Source organism: Peribacillus kribbensis DSM 17871 (assembly GCF_000430765.1).
Lineage (GTDB): Bacteria > Bacillota > Bacilli > Bacillales > DSM-1321 > Paraperibacillus > Paraperibacillus kribbensis.
In genome coordinates, this window is sequence record NZ_KE387239.1 from 83,315 (window position 1) to 101,488 (window position 18,174).

Consider the following 18,174-nt stretch of genomic DNA (forward strand, 5'->3'; position numbering starts at 1 on the left):
TAAGCGGAAGTTTACCGCCTTTTTCCTGTTTGTGTGAAGAGATTATACAGAGTATAATAAGTTTTTACGGCCATATAAATTTTTTTATAGTATATATAAGTAGAATGACTATTTAAATGAGGTGGAACAAGCATGGAATTATCAGAAATTCGTAATGAGCTTGAGAAAACAGCTAAGAAATTAGCGGACTTTAGGGGGTCTCTTTGACTTAGAAGAGAAGGAAGCCCGTATTGCCCAGCTGGAAAATGAAATGTCCCATCCAGACTTCTGGAATGACCAAAATGCAGCTCAGGGTGTTATTAATGAAGTGAACGGTTTAAAGGAAGCGGTTGTGAAGTTCTATGAAATGAATGAGAACTACGAAAACCTTGATCTGACTTTTGAACTGGTGAAAGAGGAAAATGATGCAGAGCTGCAGGCTGAGCTTGAGTCTGAGCTGAATGAGCTGACCGAGCAGCTGAATGACTTTGAGCTGCAGATGCTGCTCAGTGAGGAATATGATAAAAACAATGCGATCCTTGAGCTTCACCCAGGCGCCGGCGGAACAGAATCCCAGGACTGGGGCTCTATGCTGCTTCGGATGTACACGCGCTGGGGTGAGAAGAGAGGCTTCAAGGTGGAGACACTGGATTACCTTCCAGGTGATGAAGCGGGCATTAAGAGCGTTACCCTTTTGATTAAAGGCCATAATGCCTACGGCTATCTGAAGGCTGAAAAAGGCGTTCACCGTCTTGTCCGTATCTCGCCGTTTGATTCCTCAGGCCGCCGTCATACTTCCTTTGTTTCCTGTGAAGTTATGCCTGAGTTCAACAACGAGATCGAAATTGACATCCGTACAGAGGATCTGAAAATTGATACGTACCGTGCGAGCGGTGCCGGCGGACAGCATATCAACACGACAGACTCAGCGGTCCGTATTACGCACATTCCGACTAATGTGGTTGTAACCTGCCAGTCCGAGCGTTCACAGATCAAAAACCGTGAGCAGGCCATGAAAATGCTGAAGGCAAAGCTGTATCAGCGCGAAATCGAACAGCAGCAGGCCGAGCTTGACGAAATCCGCGGCGAGCAGAAGGAAATCGGCTGGGGCTCCCAGATCCGCTCCTATGTGTTCCATCCGTACTCCATGGTCAAAGACCACCGTACCAGCCATGAAACAGGTAACATTCAGGCGGTTATGGATGGAGATCTGGATTCGTTTATTGATGCGTATCTGCGTTCTAAATTGGCTTAATGATCGAAAGAAATGGGATTGTTTTTCCCGTTTCTTTTTTTATGTCTGAGAAGTTTAATGATCGTGCTGTGTTCTATATTCTTTTGCTGCAAATACTCCTCACTGTCTAGATAAAAACCACATGGCTTTAGGCGATCTTGTGGAAAAGTGAATAAAAATAACCCACTCTCGATGAAGAATGGGATTTTATTTCCATATGAAATAAATTCAACTAATAACGAATTAACTTAGGGGCGGTATAGGTGTATTTGGATCTTCAATTATTCCACCCGGAAGACCGCCATGGACAGCCTCAGTCATTTTTACCTCAAGAACTTCGAGTATGGGTGCAGACCATTCTTTTTTCATTAGAATCACATCCTTTCGTTCTTTATATAATCATATTTTGTTCGCTGGTTTAAATCAACAAAGGGATTTCGACTTGTTTAAACAATAAGGTGAGTCTTTTGGTGGATGTTGTTATAGCTGCGAGAGAAAACTCATCCGGGAATCTAATGTGAGGTTGTACCTATTTTCAGTAATAAAGAGTTAACAATAAAACCCCAGCCCCTTTTCAACGAAGGGGCTGGGTTCATTTTTCCGTTATTTAGTGAGACGGTCCATAGGCACCTTGGGAGCCAGAACATCACTTACCTTTTCGACAATCCTATCATGATCGACTGTAAAGGAAGCCGTTCCTTTAATATTTTCAGAGGAGGAGCCGACTTTAACTGTATACGTCCCTTTTTCAAGCACCCATGCGGACTTTTGCTCGTCGAAGGAGGCAAGGTCCTTAGGATTCAGATTGAATTGGAGCAGCTGGCGCTGATTTGGCAGGAGCTCTTTTGTTTTATCAAAAGCCTTCAGTTCAAGGGCTGGCTTTTGAAGTTTGCCATTAGGTGCGGACACATACACCTGAACCACTTCTCTTCCGGAAACCTTTCCTGTGTTCTGGATCAACGCGGTAACCGTGAGCTTGTCCTTAAATTTCTTCCCCTTGCTAATGTCAATGCGGCTATAACCAAAGTTTGTGTATGATAGACCGTATCCGAATTCATAGGCAGGCTTCACTTTGAAGGTTGTGTTGTAGCGATAGCCTACATAAATGTCCTCTTTGTACTGTACCTGTGCAGGATTGTTTGCAGGCGTTCCAGGGAAGTTGGCCGCAGATGCGACATCACTGTACTTCATCGGGAATGTTTCTGCGAGTTTTCCAGACGGATTGACTTTCCCGGAAATCACATCGGCCACTGCGTACCCCGCTTCCTGTCCAGGCTGCCATGCGAGCAGAATCGAGTCAACTTTATCTCTCCAGCTGGCTGTTTCAACCGGCCCGCCGATATTCAGTACAACAGCGACCTTTTTCCCTTGCTTATGGAAGGCATCTGTCACTCTGCTGATCATCGCCTGCTCGGCATCTGATAATAAAAAGTCACCTTTCTCTACTTTGCGGTCAGCACCCTCTCCTGAATTCCGTCCAATAACAATGACACCGGTGCTGCTTTCTTTTGAGGCCGCTGCTAGTTCGCTGTCACTTATCGGCTTTTCCGGAATCGGCGGAATGGTTTTGCCGAATTCCGCACCCCATGGACTTGGTTTGATTTTGTATTCGTCCTGCTGGCGTAAAGTGGTGATATAGCTTTGATAGCTAGTGAGTAAGGATGGATTGACCTTATACCCTGCAGCCTTTAAGCCGTCGGCGATCGAGATGGTATATTTCGCATTTACATCGCCGCTGCCTGTCCCGCCTTTGATGGTTTCGATTTGGGTATTTCCGAAAAGCGCTATTTTTTTATTAGTATGGATTGGAAGGGCCTGATTGTTATTCTTTAACAGGACCATCCCATCTGCTGCCGCTCTTCTGGCAATCTGTGCATGAGCTGTTAAATCAGGAGTATTGCTGTTTTGATACGATTTAAATTCAGGTGTTTGTATTAAAATTTGAAGGATGTTTTTGATATTCCGATCCAGCACTTTTTCATCCAATTTCCCTGATTCTACTGCCGCCTTAATCGTATCGGATTGGGCAGCGGAGCCTGGCATAATCATATCGTTGCCGGCTTTCATTTGTTCGACTGGATTATCTCCGCCAAACCAGTCGGTCATGACAAAGCCTTTGAATCCCCAGTCACTGCGTAAAACACTGGTTAATAAATCAGAGCTTTGAGACGTATAGGTTCCATTCAGCTTGTTATAGGAGCTCATAACAGACCAGGGATGGCCTTCCTTCACGGCGATTTCAAAGCCTCGCAGATAAATCTCACGCAATGCCCGCTGTGAAACTATGGTATCGATGCTGTTCCGCTTTGTTTCCTGGTTATTGGCAGCGAAATGCTTGATGGTGGCGCCAATGCCATTCGACTGAAGCCCATTAACCGCTGCCGCTGCTATTTTCCCTGTGACCAAAGGATCCTCGGAATAGTATTCAAAATTTCTTCCGTTTAAGGGGTTCCGCTGGATATTCAGGCCAGGACCGAGAAGGAAGTCCACTCCATATTCTTTGACTTCATTTCCTTGGGCTTTTCCCACAGCCGCCGCCGCCGCGGTATCCCATGTAGAGGCAATTTGTGTGCCAATCGGAAACGCCGTCGTGTAGTAAGTCTGTGCTGAATTAGCACGTGCAGGGGAGATGCGCAGTCCTGCCGGTCCATCGGCAAGACGGAGCTCCGGTATCCCGAGCCGGGGGATTCCATACGTACCGCCTACAGCACCGGCTACGTCTTCAAACGCCGGTCTTCCGAATCCAGGCATTCCCACACCCACAACAAATTTCGCCTTCTCGTCTAATGTCATCGCAGAAATGACACGATCGATAGAAGCAGCATCCTTTAAATAAGGAGCAGCGGTTATTTTAACTTTTGAAGAAGACATGGATGATGTGACAGTGGATGCAGGGCTGGTTTTTGCAGATACGGTGTCGAATGCTAAGCCGGATAGGATTAAAGAGGATGTTAAAGTCACAGTGATGAATTTGCTTTTTTGTTTCTTTATGAATTCTTTCATTTACCAATATCCTCCTTCAGGGTATTAGAATGACTATACAACCGCTTTGTAAAGCGCTTACATTAAGTATAAGGCCAACGACCATTTTGAATATAGGTTTTTGTCTGGATTATATTGCGGATTCCTGCATTATTTTGTTCTTAATAACGTACAAGGAATCCAATGCGTGAGGATCTTCTTTAGTCAGCAGGAGCAATTTTAGTATGGAAGTCTGGAGAGCAGAGAAATGCTCTTCTTTTTTTTGTGGCTGGAAAGAAATAGGTCGAAATTTCCCGGGGAATGTCGTAGAATTTTAACATGTTAAAGCGTAAAAGATATGGAAAGATTAGTTGTTTTCAGACATCCGCATAATAAAGAGCGGATCGGACGGATCATTGCCTTTGTGGATGTTTCTGATCGCGTGTATGCCGAGGAAAAGCTTCAGCTGTCCGCCAGCATGGATGGATTGACACAGGTTTATAACCGGACACATTTCATGAAAAGAAGCGGCAAGGCTTATCGATGATGGAAGTATAATAGGGGACGTTTCCTGGGTCATGTTTGATATCGACTTTTTTAAGCAGGTCCTTTTTTAAGCAGGTCAATGATACATACGGACATGATGCGGGGGATAGAGTATTGATCGATATTGCTCAATTAACCAAGAGATGCCTGCGGAGTTCCCATATCATCGGGCGATATGGAGGAGAGGAATTCATGATCCTTATGCCCGGTACCTTTGCATTGGAGGCCTATCAGCTGGCTGATGTGATCAGGGAGAAGATTGAATCCAGCTCCTATGGTTCAGGGATCAGGAGCTTCGCGTCACTTCAAGCTTTGGCGTTTCCACCGAAAAACGGAAGGAGCTGTGGGGGAAATCCTTATCCAAACCCTCACCAGCCAGGCAGATCAGGAATTTTATGCAGCCAAACGAAATGGCCGGAACTGTGTTTCAGCCTATCACGAACGTAAAAGCGCTGAAGCTTTGCCCGTTCCTGTTTGAGCTTACACGTACTGAAAAACAAAACGCCGCCGTACACGCGGCGTTTTTACTATGGGGCGTTGGGAATTAAGGTCTCAGACCCCGGCTGGGAGCTTGTTGTGCAAGGGTTTGGCTTTCAGAAAATAGAGACTGTCTCTATTTCCCATCTCATGGTATACTCTAGTCTGGGTTTTTGTGTATGTTTTTGTAGAATTATATGGAAACTATAGAGAATAGATGATGGGGGACAGTGGTTTATGCGGAAGAGAAGGGGTATGGCGTATTCGCATCCTGTGGTGAATAAGCTCGTGGAGGTTGCTTATATTCTGTTAGGTTCGGCGATAGTGGCGATTTCGTTTAATGTGCTTTTGCTTCCGAATAAGGTTGCTTCCGGCGGGGTGAGCGGGATCAGTACGATCCTTCATTCACTGCTGGGCTGGGAGCCCGCTTATGTGCAGTGGGCATTTAATGTGCCGCTGTTCATTGCAGGAATCATTTTTCTGGGAGCCCAGTTTGGGGCAAAAACACTTTTAGGCACGGTTTTTCTCCCATTTGTGGTTTTTCTGACTAAGCATTGGGAGCCGTTTACGACTGATCCGCTGCTAGGCGCCTTGTTTGGCGGCATAGGGGTCGGCCTCGGACTCGGGATTGTATTCAGAGGCCAGGCCTCCACAGGCGGCACAGACCTTGCCGCTCAAATCATTAATAAATATACAGGGCTTTCCCTTGGCACGTGTGTCGCTATCATTGACGGGCTGATTGTCCTCTCGGCAGCGATCTGCTTCGACATTGAACGCGGCCTTTATGCACTGATCGGTCTCTATGTGACGAGCAAGACCATTGACCTTGTTCAAATCGGGATCGGACGTTCCAAAATGGCGATGGTGATCACGGAAAATGAAATAGAGGTGCGCCAGGGAATTCTCCATGAAATCAACCGCGGCGTGACCAAGCTTTCCGGAATGGGCGGATATACAGACGATGAGCGTCCCATCCTGATGTGCGTGGTCGATCAGACAGAATTCATAAAGTTGAAACAATTGGTGAAAGCCATTGATCCAAAAGCCTTTGTGATCGTGATGGATGCATCTGAAGTGCTGGGCGAGGGCTTTAAAAGGGCCTAAGTTCGAGTATATAATAGTAGTGAAGATTCACTTTCATTTTCAGCTCTGTTACGATAGAGAGAAAGAGATGGACAAGGGGCGATCTGAATGAAAAAGAGAATGATCATGCTGCTTCTGGGAACCTCACTGGCCCTGAGTGCATGCGGCGGATCCAATGATAACTCAAATGGAAGAAAATCCGGTACTAACGAAACGGCCGCAGGCAGTGCGGAGGATCTATTCCAAAGCAGCTGTTCAAGCTGCCATGGCGGCAATCTTAAGGGCGGATTCGGCCCTGCTTTAAACCAAGTCGGATCTAAATATTCCGAAGCCGAAATCGAAAATATCATCCAAAACGGTAAAGGCCAGATGCCGGCGCATATTTTAAAAGGCGATGACGCAAAGGCAGTAGCAGGCTGGCTGGCAAAGAAAAAATAAGCAGAAGGAAGGGACTGTCGAGGAAGTGGGGGAAAACCTGCTTTTTGGACGGTCCTTTTACTTATAAAGGGACCATTTTTCCAGGTGCTTTTAATTGGGAGGGGTTAGGAGATACAAAAAGCACTTTCAATAAAAGACAAAAGCAAAAATAAAGGGAGATTTTCCCGTTAAATTTAAAATGGAGCTCGTTTAGCAGGATATAAGGGGAAGATTTCCCCTTATGCAAAGAAAATTCTTTCATTTTTACGTTTTTTGAGTCAATAAGGGTAATTCCTCCCCTTATTTAAGCCCTTTTGGCTCACTCATACTTATGCTGATCCTTCCGATCAAATCCTAAACGGGAGTAACCAGATGAACAAAGACAGAAGCAGGCGGAGAAAACCTTTCGTGTTTCTCAACCTGCTTTTATTTATTTGAAGTCATTTTTTATTCGTGTATAGCCATTTCAATGTAATGTACACTGAAATTCGCATAGGAAAATGTATAACAAATTGTCAGGGGACAATGGATAGTGTACCTATACAAATACGTATCATTTTTATGTACAAAATAACGTGGAACGTTTGATTAAGAGGAGTATTGGAAGATGGGAACAACTGTTTTATAATGAATTTTGAGTAATATATTGTCACAAAATTGAACAAAGGAGGATTATTTATGTATGTAACAATTTCTGATTTTATCAAAGAATGGAATAAAGAAGCCATACTTACTCAACAAGTTTTGGATGGCTTGACAAATGATTCATTAAAACAACAAGTCTATCCTGAAGGACGTACTTTGGGTAGAATTTTGTGGCATTTCACTACAAATATTCCAAATTATTTAAACAAATTTGGTGTTGAAATGGAAAATCTTGAAAATGCTGAAAATGTTCCGGCAACATCAAAAGAAATCGCTGAAACTTTCAAAAGGGTAAGTGCTCAAGCAGCCGAGGCTATTGAACAACATTGGACAGATGACTCTTTGAAACAAATTCAAATTGCTTTCGGAAGAAAGGAAACAAATGCATCAATTCTGATGGGTTTAATTAAACATATTGTTCATCATCGTGGACAGGCTACAATTCTTATTCGACAAGCAGGATTAAAACCATTTGGGGTATACGGGCCACCGAAAGAGGATTGGATTCATTTAGGAATGGACAATCCTCCACTTTAATATCGTTTTGATCTTAAGCTTTTGGAAAATAAATAAAAGGCAATGGCTCTGTTCAATGAGAATAGAGCCTTTATTAATTCACAAAATAGAGCCATGCTGTAATCACTTTTACACCTCCACAGCTGCTTTTCGGTAAAAAAGACCTAATGGGAAATGAATAGAATTCATAATGAATTTTTTGATGATATTTCACGGTGAAATATATTTGTAATATTAATAGACTTAAATCTGTTAAAATAGAGTGCTATAATGAGATAGACGAAGAGGGGAAATTGCTTAGCCATTTCTTGTTTTTTGTCTTTTTTATTGTAAGAAACTAAAAATGTCCTTGTGATTTATAATAGATGATCCATAATTTCCGAAATGAAAAGGTAAGGTGAAAAATGAATGATAGAGATGTCTCAGGTTAATAAAACCTATCCCAATGGTGTTACTGCACTTAATGGGATCAATATAAAAATCGATAAAGGCGAGTTTGTATATGTGGTGGGTCCGAGCGGTGCCGGGAAGTCTACTTTCATTAAACTGATGTACCGTGAGGAAAAGCCAACGACCGGTACTATTACAGTCAACGGAGTTCAGCTTTCCAAGCTGAGAAATACCAGGGTTCCTTTGTTCCGCCGCAATCTTGGCGTCGTTTTCCAGGATTACAAGCTGCTGCCGACACTGACTGTGTTTGAAAATGTGGCTTATGCGATGGAAGTGGTCGAGGAGCATCCAAAGGATATTAAAAAGAGAGTCATGGAAGTGCTGGATCTGGTAGGCCTGAAGCATAAAGCCCGGATGCTGCCGACTGAACTGTCAGGCGGAGAGCAGCAGCGCGTTTCGATAGCAAGGTCCATTGTGAATTCTCCTCAGGTTGTCATTGCCGATGAGCCGACAGGAAACCTTGATCCTGAAACCTCCTGGGAAATCATGAATATCCTTGAAGCAATCAATAACCGTGGAACAACTGTTGTAATGGCTACCCATAATAGAGATATTGTAAATAATTTGAAACGTCGCGTAATCGCTATTGAGAGCGGACGGATTGTACGTGATGAACAGCAAGGAGAGTACGGCTATGAGCTTTAGAACAATAAAACGCCATTTCAGGGAGAGCGGGAAGAGCCTGACGAGAAACGGCTGGATGACATTTGCTTCGATCAGTGCGGTAACGGTGACTTTGCTCCTGGTCGGTGTATTCTTTGTCATTATGATGAATTTAAATCATATTGCTGATAATATCCAAAAAGACGTGGAAATCAGGGTCCATCTGGATCCCTCTGCAGATGCAGCGAATAAAGAACTGATCGGACAGAAGATCAATCAGATAACTGCCGTGGATTCTGCTAAGTTTTCTCCAAAAGAGAAAGAGCTGACCAACCTGATTAAAGACATGGGCAGTGACGGAAAGACCTTCAAGCTGTTTGAACAGGACAATCCTCTGAGTGATGTATATGTAGTCAAGACCAAAAAGCCTACGGATGTTATAAAAACAGCAAAAACGATTGAAAAATATCAGTATGTACAATCTGTTAAATACGGCCAGGGCTATGTCGAAAAGATGTTTAATGTGGTAGAGGTAGCCCGCAATATTGGAATCGTATTGATCATTGCCTTATTATTTACCGCAATGTTCCTGATTTCAAACACGATTAAGATTACCATTGTAGCGAGAAGAAGAGAAATTGAGATTATGAGGCTAGTTGGTGCGACAAACAGCTTCATCCGCTGGCCTTTCTTCCTTGAAGGCGCATGGCTTGGGATTCTGGGTGCCATCGTACCTATCGCAGTGATTGCAGGGGTATATTCCTATATCTATGATACGGTAGGGAAAAACATCCAAATTAAATTTGTCGAGCTTCTGCAGGTGAATCCCTTCATTATCCAAATTTCAATCATCCTTGTGCTTTTAGGTGCATTGATCGGAGTCTGGGGAAGCGTGATGTCTGTAAGGAAGTTCTTAAAGGTATAAAAATAGAGACAGTCCAAGGCTGCAGGTACACCCGGTGAAAATCGTGTGTGGCTGCAGCCTTTTTTGTGTCTCTGAAAATACGAATTTTAAGTCCAGCCGACCCTTTGCCAGGTGTTATTCCAAAGTTACTAAAGAAGAGACCATAAACATAATGCGTACAAGCCCGGCATATATAAAAAGAGATAGCCTTGTCCTTTTCCCGCAAAACGGGTTAGATAGTTTGCTGAAGATGATTCCTGAGCAGTAGGAGAGAGGAGCTTTTTATGGGCAAAAAGTGGGTGGTGCCTCTGTCGGTGGCTTTGTCGCTGATTACCGGGGCGGCTGGAGGAATGTATGCAGGCATGAAATGGGGGGATGAGGGGGCAGGGCTTACCCAAAGAGCGGAGAGCAAAAGCAGCTCCGAGCAAGTACAGCTGGAAAAAGTCCAGCAGGCCTACCATCTGATCAAGAATAACTATGTGGAAAAAGTAAAGGGAAATCAGCTTGAGGAGGGGGCCATCCAGGGGATGCTGTCTACGCTGAAGGACCCCTACTCGGTGTATATGAACCGGGAGACCGCCCAGCAGTTCAATGAGTCACTTGATTCTTCTTTTGAAGGGATCGGAACGGAAATAGGGGAAGAGGATGGGAAGATTATCATCATTTCACCCTACAAAAACTCTCCCGCTGAAAAAGCAGGCTTAAAGCCCCGGGATCAAATCTTAAAAGTCAATGGAGAAAGCGTTGAAGGGCTAAATCTGTATGATACACGCCTGAAGATCAGGGGGGAGAAAGGGACGGCTGTCAAACTTGAGATTAAGCGGGAGGGTGTGGCGAATCCCATCAAAATGAGCATCGTCCGCAAGACAATCCCGATTGAGACTGTCAGTTCTGAGTTGAAGGAAAGAAAGGGCGAAAAAATCGGGTATATCGCGATCACGACGTTTTCGGAGGATACAGCCAGGGACTTTGAAAAGCAGCTGAAATCCCTTGAAAAGGAAGACATAAAAGGACTGGTCATTGATGTGCGCGGAAACCCGGGCGGGCTGCTTTCCTCTGTCCAGGAAATTCTCGGTGAATTTGTTACCAAAGATAAGCCATATATCCAGATTCAAAAACGTAATGGGGATAAACAGGCGTATTATACGACGCTGAAAAAAGAAAAACCGTATAAAGTCGCGGTCCTGATCAATAAAGGAAGTGCGTCCGCTGCGGAAATCCTGGCGGGAGCCTTAAAGGAAGCAGAAGGCTATCAGCTGATCGGGGAGAAGACCTTCGGGAAAGGGACTGTGCAGCAGGCGGTGCCGATGGAAGATGGCAGCAATATCAAGCTGACTCTGTATAAATGGCTGACACCTGAAGGAAACTGGATCCATAAAAAAGGGATTGAGCCGACGATCGAAATCAGCCAGCCGGCGATCTTCAATACGCAGCCGCTTTCGATCGAGGAATCCTTTGAAAGGGATGACAATGACGAGCAGATCAAGCACGCCCAGGTGATGCTGAACAATCTGGGCTTTGAAACAGGACGCGAGGATGGCTACTTCGATGACAAAACCGAAATCGCAATTAAAGCCTTCCAGTCTCATGAAAAACTTAAGCCGACCGGCATATTAAGTCCTAAAACAGCGCGCGAAATCACGCAGGCCGCCGCGGACTATGTAAAAGACGAGCAGCACGACCTCCAGCTCCGCATGGCCCTCAGCTACCTGGCCAAATAACCAGAGCCTCCCGGATGCGGGGGCTCTTTTTTATGGGGACTGCCCATTTCCCGTGCCGCAAGGCTTCTCATGGTGCATGACCCCAATCCTAAGATTTTTCCTCAAAAAGTTGAAACCTTTTCTCCGGGCTTCCGTATTAGTGTAGGGAAAGGTGCCCGGCGGGCTGCCGGGTTCTGTGTAATTTGTTGGAACTTGGAGATAAAAATGATAAAATTTTAGATATCTCAAGTATGTCAAAGTAAGGGAGAGTGCAGGAATTGGCGATTTCATTGCAAAAGGGTCAAAAGATCGATTTGACTAAGGGCCGGGCTGGTTTGACCAATATTACGGTCGGGCTGGGCTGGGATCCGGTAAAAAAGGGAGGTCTATTCGGCAGTCTTCTGGGCGGCGGAGCTGATGTGGATTGCGATGCATCCGTATTGATGCTGGATCAGAATGATAAGCTGAGAGACCAGAAGGACCTGATCTACTTCGGAAACAAGACTAGTAAATGCCGCAGCGTGAAGCACTCTGGAGACAACTTGACCGGCGCGGGTGAAGGCGATGACGAGCAGATCATGGTCGATCTTACAAAGGTGCCCCAGGATGTACATAAGCTGGTCTTCGTCGTGAACATCTATCAGGCCAAGCAGCGCAAACAGCATTTTGGGATGATTCAGAATGCGTTCATCCGAGTGGTGAACTCCAGCAATAATGAAGAACTGATTAAATTCAATCTTACAGAAAACTATTCAGGTCTTACATCATTATTCCCAGGCGAGCTGTACCGTCATAATGGAGAATGGAAATTCTCCGCGGTGGGACAGGGAACAAATGACTTTTCCATCGGTGACATCGCAAACCGCTTCCGTTAATGAAAGGCTGTTTACTCCACTCAATAATGGGAATCACTTAATAGAGGACAAAAACTAATTAAAGCGAGGGTTTTAACATGGCAATTTCTTTATCAAAAGGACAAAAAGTAGATTTGACAAAATCTAATCCAGGCCTGAAAAACATTGTTGTCGGCCTTGGCTGGGATGTAAATAAATATGATGGCGGAAATGATTTTGATCTGGACTCTTCCGTATTCTTGCTGGATGCTTCAGGCAAGTGTGCGTCTGAGCAGGATTTCATTTTCTTCAATAATCTTGTGGGTGCCGGCGGCGCGGTAGAGCATACTGGCGATAACCTGACAGGTGCAGGCGACGGCGATGATGAGCAGGTCAAAATCGACCTTTCCAGTGTTCCTGCGAACATCGAGAAAATTACGTTCACCATTACCATCCATGAAGCAGAGTCACGCAATCAAAACTTTGGCCAGGTGTCCAATTCCTTCGTCCGTATTTTTAATCCTGAAAGCAACGAAGAATTGATCCGCTATGACCTGGGAGAAGATTTCTCCATTGAAACAGCCGTCGTAGTAGGCGAGCTGTACCGCCACAGCGGAGAATGGAAGTTCAATGCCATCGGCAGCGGCTACCAGGGCGGACTGGCTTCACTTGTACGCGATTTTGGCTTAAACGTGTAATAACAGATTCAGGCAGGAAGGCGGATGGAAATGAAATACAGCTTCCTTCCATCCAGCTTTCATTGTACGATAATGGGGTGAAAAAATATGGCGATACAGCTTTCCAAGGGTCAGCGCATCGATCTGACTAAAACAAATCCAGGCCTGACAAAGGTTAATATTGGCCTTGGCTGGGACACGAACAAGTACTCCGGAGGCTTTGATTTTGACCTGGATGCCTCTGCATTCCTTGCCAATGACCAGAATAAAGTCCAGTACGATGAGGAATTTGTTTTTTACAACAATCTAAAAAGTCCTACAGGTGCAGTCGAGCACACAGGGGACAACAGGACAGGTGAAGGAGAAGGAGACGATGAGACCATCGTAGTCGACTTTACACAGATGCCTTCCCATGTAACAAAAATCGGCATCGCGGTAACCATCCATGATGCTGAAGCCAGAAAGCAGAACTTCGGCCAGGTATCCAATGCTTTTGTCCGTGTAGTGAATGCGGAAAATGACCAGGAAATCCTGCGTTATGACCTAGGGGAAGACTTCTCTGTGGAAACAGCCGTGGTGGTCTGTGAGCTTTATAAGCATGGAGCCGATTGGAAGTTCAACGCGATCGGCAGCGGATTTTCAGGCGGTCTGGCAGCTCTCTGCCAGAATTACGGACTGGAAGTATAGGTTTCAATGCGGACGGTGCATCAGTCCGTGCTTTTGCATCGTCCACTTTATTTAGAAGGAGAAATTTAATTACATGGACTTTTTACATGATTTATTGCACAGTTATGGGTCATTCTTTTCCTGGGATGCCCTGAAGGCGGTCATTTCCGATCCGGGAAGCTGGGCTGTAGTTGGGACACTTGTCATTCTTGAAGGTCTCCTTTCAGCCGATAACGCTTTGGTTTTAGCCGTAATGGTTAAGCACCTTCCGAAAAAACAGCAGAAAAAGGCACTTTTTTATGGTATCATTGGAGCTTATTTATTCCGTTTCTTAGCCATCGGGCTTGGTGTCTTCCTGATTAAAATTACCTGGATCAAGATTGCCGGCGGCTTATATCTTCTTTATCTTTCTCTCTCCTACTTTATTAAGAAAAATAAGGATGATGGGGAAGAAGAAGTTAAAAACAAGAATATGGGCTTCTGGAGAACGGTTCTTACCGTTGAAATTATGGACATCGCCTTCAGTATTGACTCTGTCATTGCGGCGTTCGGTGTTTCAGATTCGATTTGGGTTCTTTTCCTTGGAGGGATCCTTGGAGTGTTGATGATGCGTGGAGTAGCCCAGCTCTTCCTTGCACTTATCGAGCGTGTTCCTGAATTCGAAACAACAGCTTTCGTTATGATTGCTCTCATTGCTGTCAAGATGATCGTAAGCCCTTGGTTCCATCTGGAAGAGCTTATATTCTTCGGCATTCTGATCGTTGTCTTCCTTGGTACATTTGTGGTTCATAAAATCAAAAAGAACCGCACGGATGCACACCAGACTGGCACAAACAAGTAATCATAAACACTATAAAAAGGGGAAAGAAACGGACTCGTCTCTTTCCCTTTTTTTGTTTAAATGTTTTTGGGGCAGGGGCAGCGAGGTGCCGGATTTGTATAAAAGTTTGAATGGGATTCCGTTTTGGGCATACCGAAAGTATTATCCACAATTCGAAGCATGCGGTCTTCACCATGCAGACGTTAAAGGAAATGGGAATTCATTTATCTATTAATGACTTTGAAACGGGTTATTCAACCCTAAGCTATTTAAACTCGTTCCCTATTGATACCCTGAAGAATTAATCAGACCTTTACATGGAATATTTTTACCGATGAAAAAGATGCTTCACTAGTCAGTGCCATTATCGGCGTCGAGACCACAGAAAGCTGCATACTCTCCAACAAAGAAAATGTAATGAAGCCCCAGGTTTATTTAGCATGCTAATACCACCTAATGAGATGGAGACATTGGCTAAAATAAGAATTAAATATTCTTTAAAAAATAAAGCCGTATGCTCTTTGCATATGGTTTTATAATTTTTTCTGCTAAATATAAATAACAATTCAGCATGTCTAATTGGATACAACTAGTATTGAAATGAAAATAACAAATTTTTTACATAGTTTACTATCTCTTATTATTTTTGGTTTAGAGGATTTACATCGTTCCACTATAGTTAAAAGTAGTATATTTTTTATTTATTCTAGGGAGTGTAGCAAATGAAAATGAAAAAGAAAAAGAACAAGAAGAAGATTTTATTCGCAGCGCTTACTGCCCTTATTAACATTGGCCAGCGAATTGCCTGCAAGAGCAGCCTCGGCTGCAGAAAACCTTTCCACATCAGACAGTAGCTCAATAATTTTATCCTATAATTCTACAAAGAAAGATAAGGAGGAGATTAGTTTGAAACGGACCATTAACAAAATCCTGTTTCCGGTAGTGGCAGTGTGTAGTTTGGCAGTATCAGGGCTGCCCGCTTTACATATTCCAGGAAATCAGGCTGAAGCTGCAAAAAACGCTCCTGAAAACACAGGTCAAAAGCACTTAGCGCTCGGTTATCCAGATTTGAAAGAAGCCAGAGAGACAAGCAAACTGGCGAATGGTGTAACCTACACCAAAATTGTCCGTGGTGAAGCTTCTAAAAACGACTTTTTTACAGTAGATGTCGATTTTGTTAAGACAGAAGAAGAGGCAGCCACTCTATCTGAAAGCTTGTCTAAACAGGGCTATCATCCTTTTGTTGACCGGATTTCTAACCGGGCAAGTGATGACAAGGAAAAAGGAGATCTTGGACTCCTTGTAAGAGCAGGTAAATTTAAGACGGAGCAGGAAGCAAAGGAACTTCAGCTGAAATTAACATCAGATGGATATTCCGGACTAAGAGTTGTTTTCAGTGGTGAGGATGGCCAAAAAACCTCTGGTCCATGGGTGGTGGATGTGTTAGAAGTTAATCCGAAAATTTATAAGGGAAACATTGTTCCTGAATTAAGCAATGATGAGATTCCCGGAAGAGAAAAGCTAACTTCGATGGCATCCCGAGATCAAGCATTGGCCGGCATAAACGGCGGTTATTTTGTAATGGGGGAGAATGACGGAACAACAGGAGACCTCGCAGGGATTTCTGTTGTTGGAGGAAAGGTGCTGAGTGAGGCAGTGAACGGCCGCTCCAGTTTTATCTTTTCTTCCGACGGCAGTAAATCGGACATTGCCTCTGTTTCTACCGAGCAAAAGGCTGCTTCCTCGGATGGTTCAGTCCGTGAAGTGGATGGTCTCAACCGAAAGCCAGGCTTAATCCGCGGCTGTGGTGGAACCGGCGGGGACAGCCCGACAGAAAAGCCAAAGCATGATTTTAGCTGCAAAGACCCAAGCGAGCTGATCGCGTTCACCCCTGAATTTGGTAAAAAGACGGTTTCTGGTGATGGAGTGGAAGCAGTCTTAGACAAGGCGGGAAAAGTCCTTGAGCTCAGGACGACTCGAGGAGGAGATATTCCACAGGATGGAACGGTGCTCTCAGGTACAGATGAAGCAACTCAGTGGCTTCTTGCTCATGCCAAGAAAGGAATGAAGGTCAATGTTTCCGTCGGGGTGTCTGCTGATGGTAAGCGGCTGGAGGCAAATAAAACAACGAATATTATTAACGGCGGCCCTAGATTGGTGAAGGACGGAAAGATATCAATAAATACCGCAGCAGAAGGCTTTCATTGGGCTGAGGATCCTGAGTTTTATTATCGTTTCGGTGAAAAGAGAAACCCAAGAACACTAGTGGGTATTAAACCGGATGGCCATTTACTTTTGGTAACGGTCAACGGACGTGCTCCTGGCTACAGTGTAGGGGCAAACTTTAAAGAAAGTGCAGCCATAATGAAGTCACTTGGCGCAAAGGATGCTATGAATCTCGATGGCGGCGGTTCAACAACAATGACTGTGGGCCATGAAATGGTTACCAGGCCTTCGGATGCAACAGGCGAACGCGAGGTTGGAGATGCTATCCTCCTTTTACCTAGATAAATATAACCAAATAAACAATACGTGAATTAGGAGGAAAACAATATGAAGAAATGGTGGTTAACATTGTCATTGGCGATGGCTGCAGCTTTGCCTTTTTCTGCATCAATGCCTGCTTCAGCAGCAATAGAAAATCATGAATCACAGGTAGTTCCGCTTGCAAAGGCACATGCCCACAACGATTATGAGCATACACGCCCGCTATACGATGCACTTGACCATGGATTTACCAGTGTGGAAGCAGACGTTTGGCTTAAGGATGGTGACTTGCAGGTAGCCCATAATGAAACAGACGTAAGCCCAGAACGGACGCTAAAGACACTTTATTTGGATCCTTTGAAGAAAAAAGTGAAGCAAAACAACGGTTCTGTTTATAAAGGCGGCAAAGACTTCCTTCTATGGATTGACGTAAAATCAGAAGGCAAAACCACATATAAAGAAATTGATAAGCAGCTCGCTGAATACAAGGATATGCTGACAAAGTTTACAAACAAGAAGGTAAAGCAAGGCGCCATTACCGTCATCATTTCTGGAAACCGGGATCGTGAAGGGATGCAGAATCAGACAATCCGCTACGCTGGATACGATGGCCGGATGAGTGACCTGGGATCAAACACACCTAATTCATTCATTCCTGTCATCAGTGACAACTGGACAAACCACTTCACATGGCAGGGTGTTGGCGAGATGCCGAAAGCAGAACACGAAAAGCTTGTTAACATTGTTAAAATTGCACATACAAATGGCCAGATGGTCCGTTTTTGGGCAACTCCCGACATGCCGCTCCCAAACCGTGAGGCAGTCTGGAAGGAATTATTAAATGCAGGGGTAGACCTTTTAAACACCGATGACCTGCCTGGTCTGCAGGAGTACCTGCTAAAAAATGACCCGCATCCAACAAAAAAACATATTAAGTGGTAACTCAAGTTCAAATCCATCTAAGATAAATCAACTACATTAAAAAAGCTTGCAGAAAATCCCTTTCTGTAAGCTTTTTCTATTTTTCAGGCTCAGTAGAAATTGTTTTTGACTTTTCTTCAAAATACATGTCCACCGTAGTATCAGAATTTATTCCATCTTCTTTAAGCTGGTCAATATTTAAGGTAAACTGTAATTGGTCATTTCTCATTCCTTCATGTTTTCGACGCTGAGAAC

At 44.3% G+C, this 18,174-nt stretch carries 19 protein-coding genes; 17 read left to right on the plus strand and 2 right to left on the minus strand.

Features of this window, described 5'->3' with window-relative positions:
• Positions 1–132: 132 nt before the first annotated feature.
• A protein-coding gene (prfB, locus tag H539_RS0116305; RefSeq protein WP_155890097.1) for a peptide chain release factor 2 occupies positions 133–1,234 on the plus strand; the annotation gives its coding sequence in 2 pieces (ribosomal slippage) (positions 133–204 and positions 206–1,234; 1,101 coding nt in all).
• A 222-nt stretch (positions 1,235–1,456) separates the two neighbouring features.
• On the opposite strand, the gene H539_RS31635 is transcribed toward prfB, so the two are convergent.
• Positions 1,457–1,582 (minus strand): paeninodin family lasso peptide, encoded by a 126-nt coding sequence (locus tag H539_RS31635; RefSeq protein WP_155890099.1) that lies wholly within the window; start codon positions 1,580–1,582, stop codon positions 1,457–1,459.
• A gap of 234 nt (positions 1,583–1,816) precedes the next feature.
• On the minus strand, positions 1,817–4,216 hold the full coding sequence (locus tag H539_RS28845; protein ID WP_081415918.1) for a beta-glucosidase: 2,400 nt from the start codon (positions 4,214–4,216) through the stop codon (positions 1,817–1,819).
• A 316-nt stretch (positions 4,217–4,532) separates the two neighbouring features.
• Here H539_RS28845 and H539_RS0116320 point away from each other — a divergent pair, with 316 nt between their 5' ends.
• From H539_RS0116320 to H539_RS0116400, 16 genes are all read left to right on the plus strand, one after another.
• On the plus strand, positions 4,533–4,721 hold the full coding sequence (locus H539_RS0116320) for a hypothetical protein (protein WP_026694396.1): 189 nt from the start codon (positions 4,533–4,535) through the stop codon (positions 4,719–4,721).
• Between the two features lie 35 nt (positions 4,722–4,756).
• Positions 4,757–5,167: a GGDEF domain-containing protein gene (locus tag H539_RS0116325; protein WP_026694397.1), complete on the plus strand. Its 411-nt coding sequence runs from the start codon at positions 4,757–4,759 to the stop codon at positions 5,165–5,167.
• A 267-nt stretch (positions 5,168–5,434) separates the two neighbouring features.
• Positions 5,435–6,301 carry a YitT family protein gene (locus H539_RS0116330; protein WP_026694398.1) on the plus strand — a complete coding sequence of 289 codons (867 nt, stop codon included), beginning with the start codon at positions 5,435–5,437 and terminating at the stop codon, positions 6,299–6,301.
• Positions 6,302–6,388: 87 nt separating this feature from the next.
• Complete coding sequence (gene cccB, locus H539_RS0116335; protein WP_026694399.1) at positions 6,389–6,718, plus strand: cytochrome c551; 330 nt, start codon at positions 6,389–6,391, stop codon at positions 6,716–6,718.
• A 657-nt stretch (positions 6,719–7,375) separates the two neighbouring features.
• On the plus strand, positions 7,376–7,879 hold the full coding sequence (locus H539_RS0116345) for a DinB family protein (protein ID WP_026694401.1): 504 nt from the start codon (positions 7,376–7,378) through the stop codon (positions 7,877–7,879).
• A 387-nt stretch (positions 7,880–8,266) separates the two neighbouring features.
• A complete protein-coding gene (ftsE, locus tag H539_RS0116350) occupies positions 8,267–8,953 on the plus strand; it encodes a cell division ATP-binding protein FtsE (protein ID WP_026694402.1) in 687 nt (228 codons plus the stop codon).
• Positions 8,943–9,836, plus strand: a complete 894-nt coding sequence (ftsX, locus tag H539_RS0116355; protein ID WP_026694403.1) for a permease-like cell division protein FtsX — start codon at positions 8,943–8,945, stop codon at positions 9,834–9,836. Before ftsE ends, ftsX begins: the two co-directional genes overlap by 11 nt.
• Before the next feature lie 263 nt (positions 9,837–10,099).
• Positions 10,100–11,536, plus strand: coding sequence for a S41 family peptidase (locus tag H539_RS0116360; RefSeq protein ID WP_026694404.1), 1,437 nt, complete (start codon positions 10,100–10,102; stop codon positions 11,534–11,536).
• A gap of 257 nt (positions 11,537–11,793) precedes the next feature.
• Positions 11,794–12,390 carry a TerD family protein gene (locus H539_RS0116365; protein WP_026694405.1) on the plus strand — a complete coding sequence of 199 codons (597 nt, stop codon included), beginning with the start codon at positions 11,794–11,796 and terminating at the stop codon, positions 12,388–12,390.
• 77 nt (positions 12,391–12,467) lie between these two features.
• The gene (locus H539_RS0116370; RefSeq protein WP_026694406.1) at positions 12,468–13,046 is read left to right on the plus strand and encodes a TerD family protein; all 579 of its coding nucleotides are present in this window, start codon (positions 12,468–12,470) and stop codon (positions 13,044–13,046) included.
• An 87-nt stretch (positions 13,047–13,133) separates the two neighbouring features.
• On the plus strand, positions 13,134–13,712 hold the full coding sequence (locus tag H539_RS0116375; protein ID WP_026694407.1) for a TerD family protein: 579 nt from the start codon (positions 13,134–13,136) through the stop codon (positions 13,710–13,712).
• Between the two features lie 73 nt (positions 13,713–13,785).
• Positions 13,786–14,532 carry a TerC family protein gene (locus tag H539_RS0116380; protein WP_026694408.1) on the plus strand — a complete coding sequence of 249 codons (747 nt, stop codon included), beginning with the start codon at positions 13,786–13,788 and terminating at the stop codon, positions 14,530–14,532.
• 191 nt (positions 14,533–14,723) lie between these two features.
• Positions 14,724–14,816 (plus strand): hypothetical protein, encoded by a 93-nt coding sequence (locus H539_RS32860; RefSeq protein WP_245602215.1) that lies wholly within the window; start codon positions 14,724–14,726, stop codon positions 14,814–14,816.
• Between the two features lie 417 nt (positions 14,817–15,233).
• Positions 15,234–15,365, plus strand: a complete 132-nt coding sequence (locus H539_RS33145) for a hypothetical protein (RefSeq protein ID WP_281171435.1) — start codon at positions 15,234–15,236, stop codon at positions 15,363–15,365.
• A gap of 52 nt (positions 15,366–15,417) precedes the next feature.
• A complete protein-coding gene (locus tag H539_RS0116395) occupies positions 15,418–17,022 on the plus strand; it encodes a phosphodiester glycosidase family protein (protein ID WP_051348642.1) in 1,605 nt (534 codons plus the stop codon).
• A gap of 42 nt (positions 17,023–17,064) precedes the next feature.
• Complete coding sequence (locus H539_RS0116400) at positions 17,065–17,940, plus strand: phosphatidylinositol-specific phospholipase C/glycerophosphodiester phosphodiesterase family protein (protein ID WP_026694410.1); 876 nt, start codon at positions 17,065–17,067, stop codon at positions 17,938–17,940.
• Positions 17,941–18,174 lie beyond the last annotated feature (234 nt).

Bases quoted from the DNA above. Each gene is read 5' to 3' on its own strand.
- H539_RS0116345 (WP_026694401.1), top strand. From the start codon at position 7,376: ATGTATGTAACAATTTCTGATTTTATCAAAGAATGGAATAAAGAAGCC.
- H539_RS0116380 (WP_026694408.1), top strand. From the start codon at position 13,786: ATGGACTTTTTACATGATTTATTGCACAGTTATGGGTCATTCTTTTCC.
- H539_RS28845 (WP_081415918.1), bottom strand. From the start codon at position 4,216: ATGAAAGAATTCATAAAGAAACAAAAAAGCAAATTCATCACTGTGACT.
- H539_RS32860 (WP_245602215.1), top strand. From the start codon at position 14,724: ATGGGAATTCATTTATCTATTAATGACTTTGAAACGGGTTATTCAACC.
- ftsX (WP_026694403.1), top strand. From the start codon at position 8,943: ATGAGCTTTAGAACAATAAAACGCCATTTCAGGGAGAGCGGGAAGAGC.
- ftsE (WP_026694402.1), top strand. From the start codon at position 8,267: ATGATAGAGATGTCTCAGGTTAATAAAACCTATCCCAATGGTGTTACT.
- H539_RS0116360 (WP_026694404.1), top strand. From the start codon at position 10,100: ATGGGCAAAAAGTGGGTGGTGCCTCTGTCGGTGGCTTTGTCGCTGATT.
- H539_RS0116320 (WP_026694396.1), top strand. From the start codon at position 4,533: ATGGAAAGATTAGTTGTTTTCAGACATCCGCATAATAAAGAGCGGATC.
- H539_RS33145 (WP_281171435.1), top strand. From the start codon at position 15,234: ATGAAAATGAAAAAGAAAAAGAACAAGAAGAAGATTTTATTCGCAGCG.
- H539_RS0116330 (WP_026694398.1), top strand. From the start codon at position 5,435: ATGCGGAAGAGAAGGGGTATGGCGTATTCGCATCCTGTGGTGAATAAG.
- H539_RS31635 (WP_155890099.1), bottom strand. From the start codon at position 1,582: ATGAAAAAAGAATGGTCTGCACCCATACTCGAAGTTCTTGAGGTAAAA.
- cccB (WP_026694399.1), top strand. From the start codon at position 6,389: ATGAAAAAGAGAATGATCATGCTGCTTCTGGGAACCTCACTGGCCCTG.
- H539_RS0116400 (WP_026694410.1), top strand. From the start codon at position 17,065: ATGAAGAAATGGTGGTTAACATTGTCATTGGCGATGGCTGCAGCTTTG.
- H539_RS0116375 (WP_026694407.1), top strand. From the start codon at position 13,134: ATGGCGATACAGCTTTCCAAGGGTCAGCGCATCGATCTGACTAAAACA.
- H539_RS0116370 (WP_026694406.1), top strand. From the start codon at position 12,468: ATGGCAATTTCTTTATCAAAAGGACAAAAAGTAGATTTGACAAAATCT.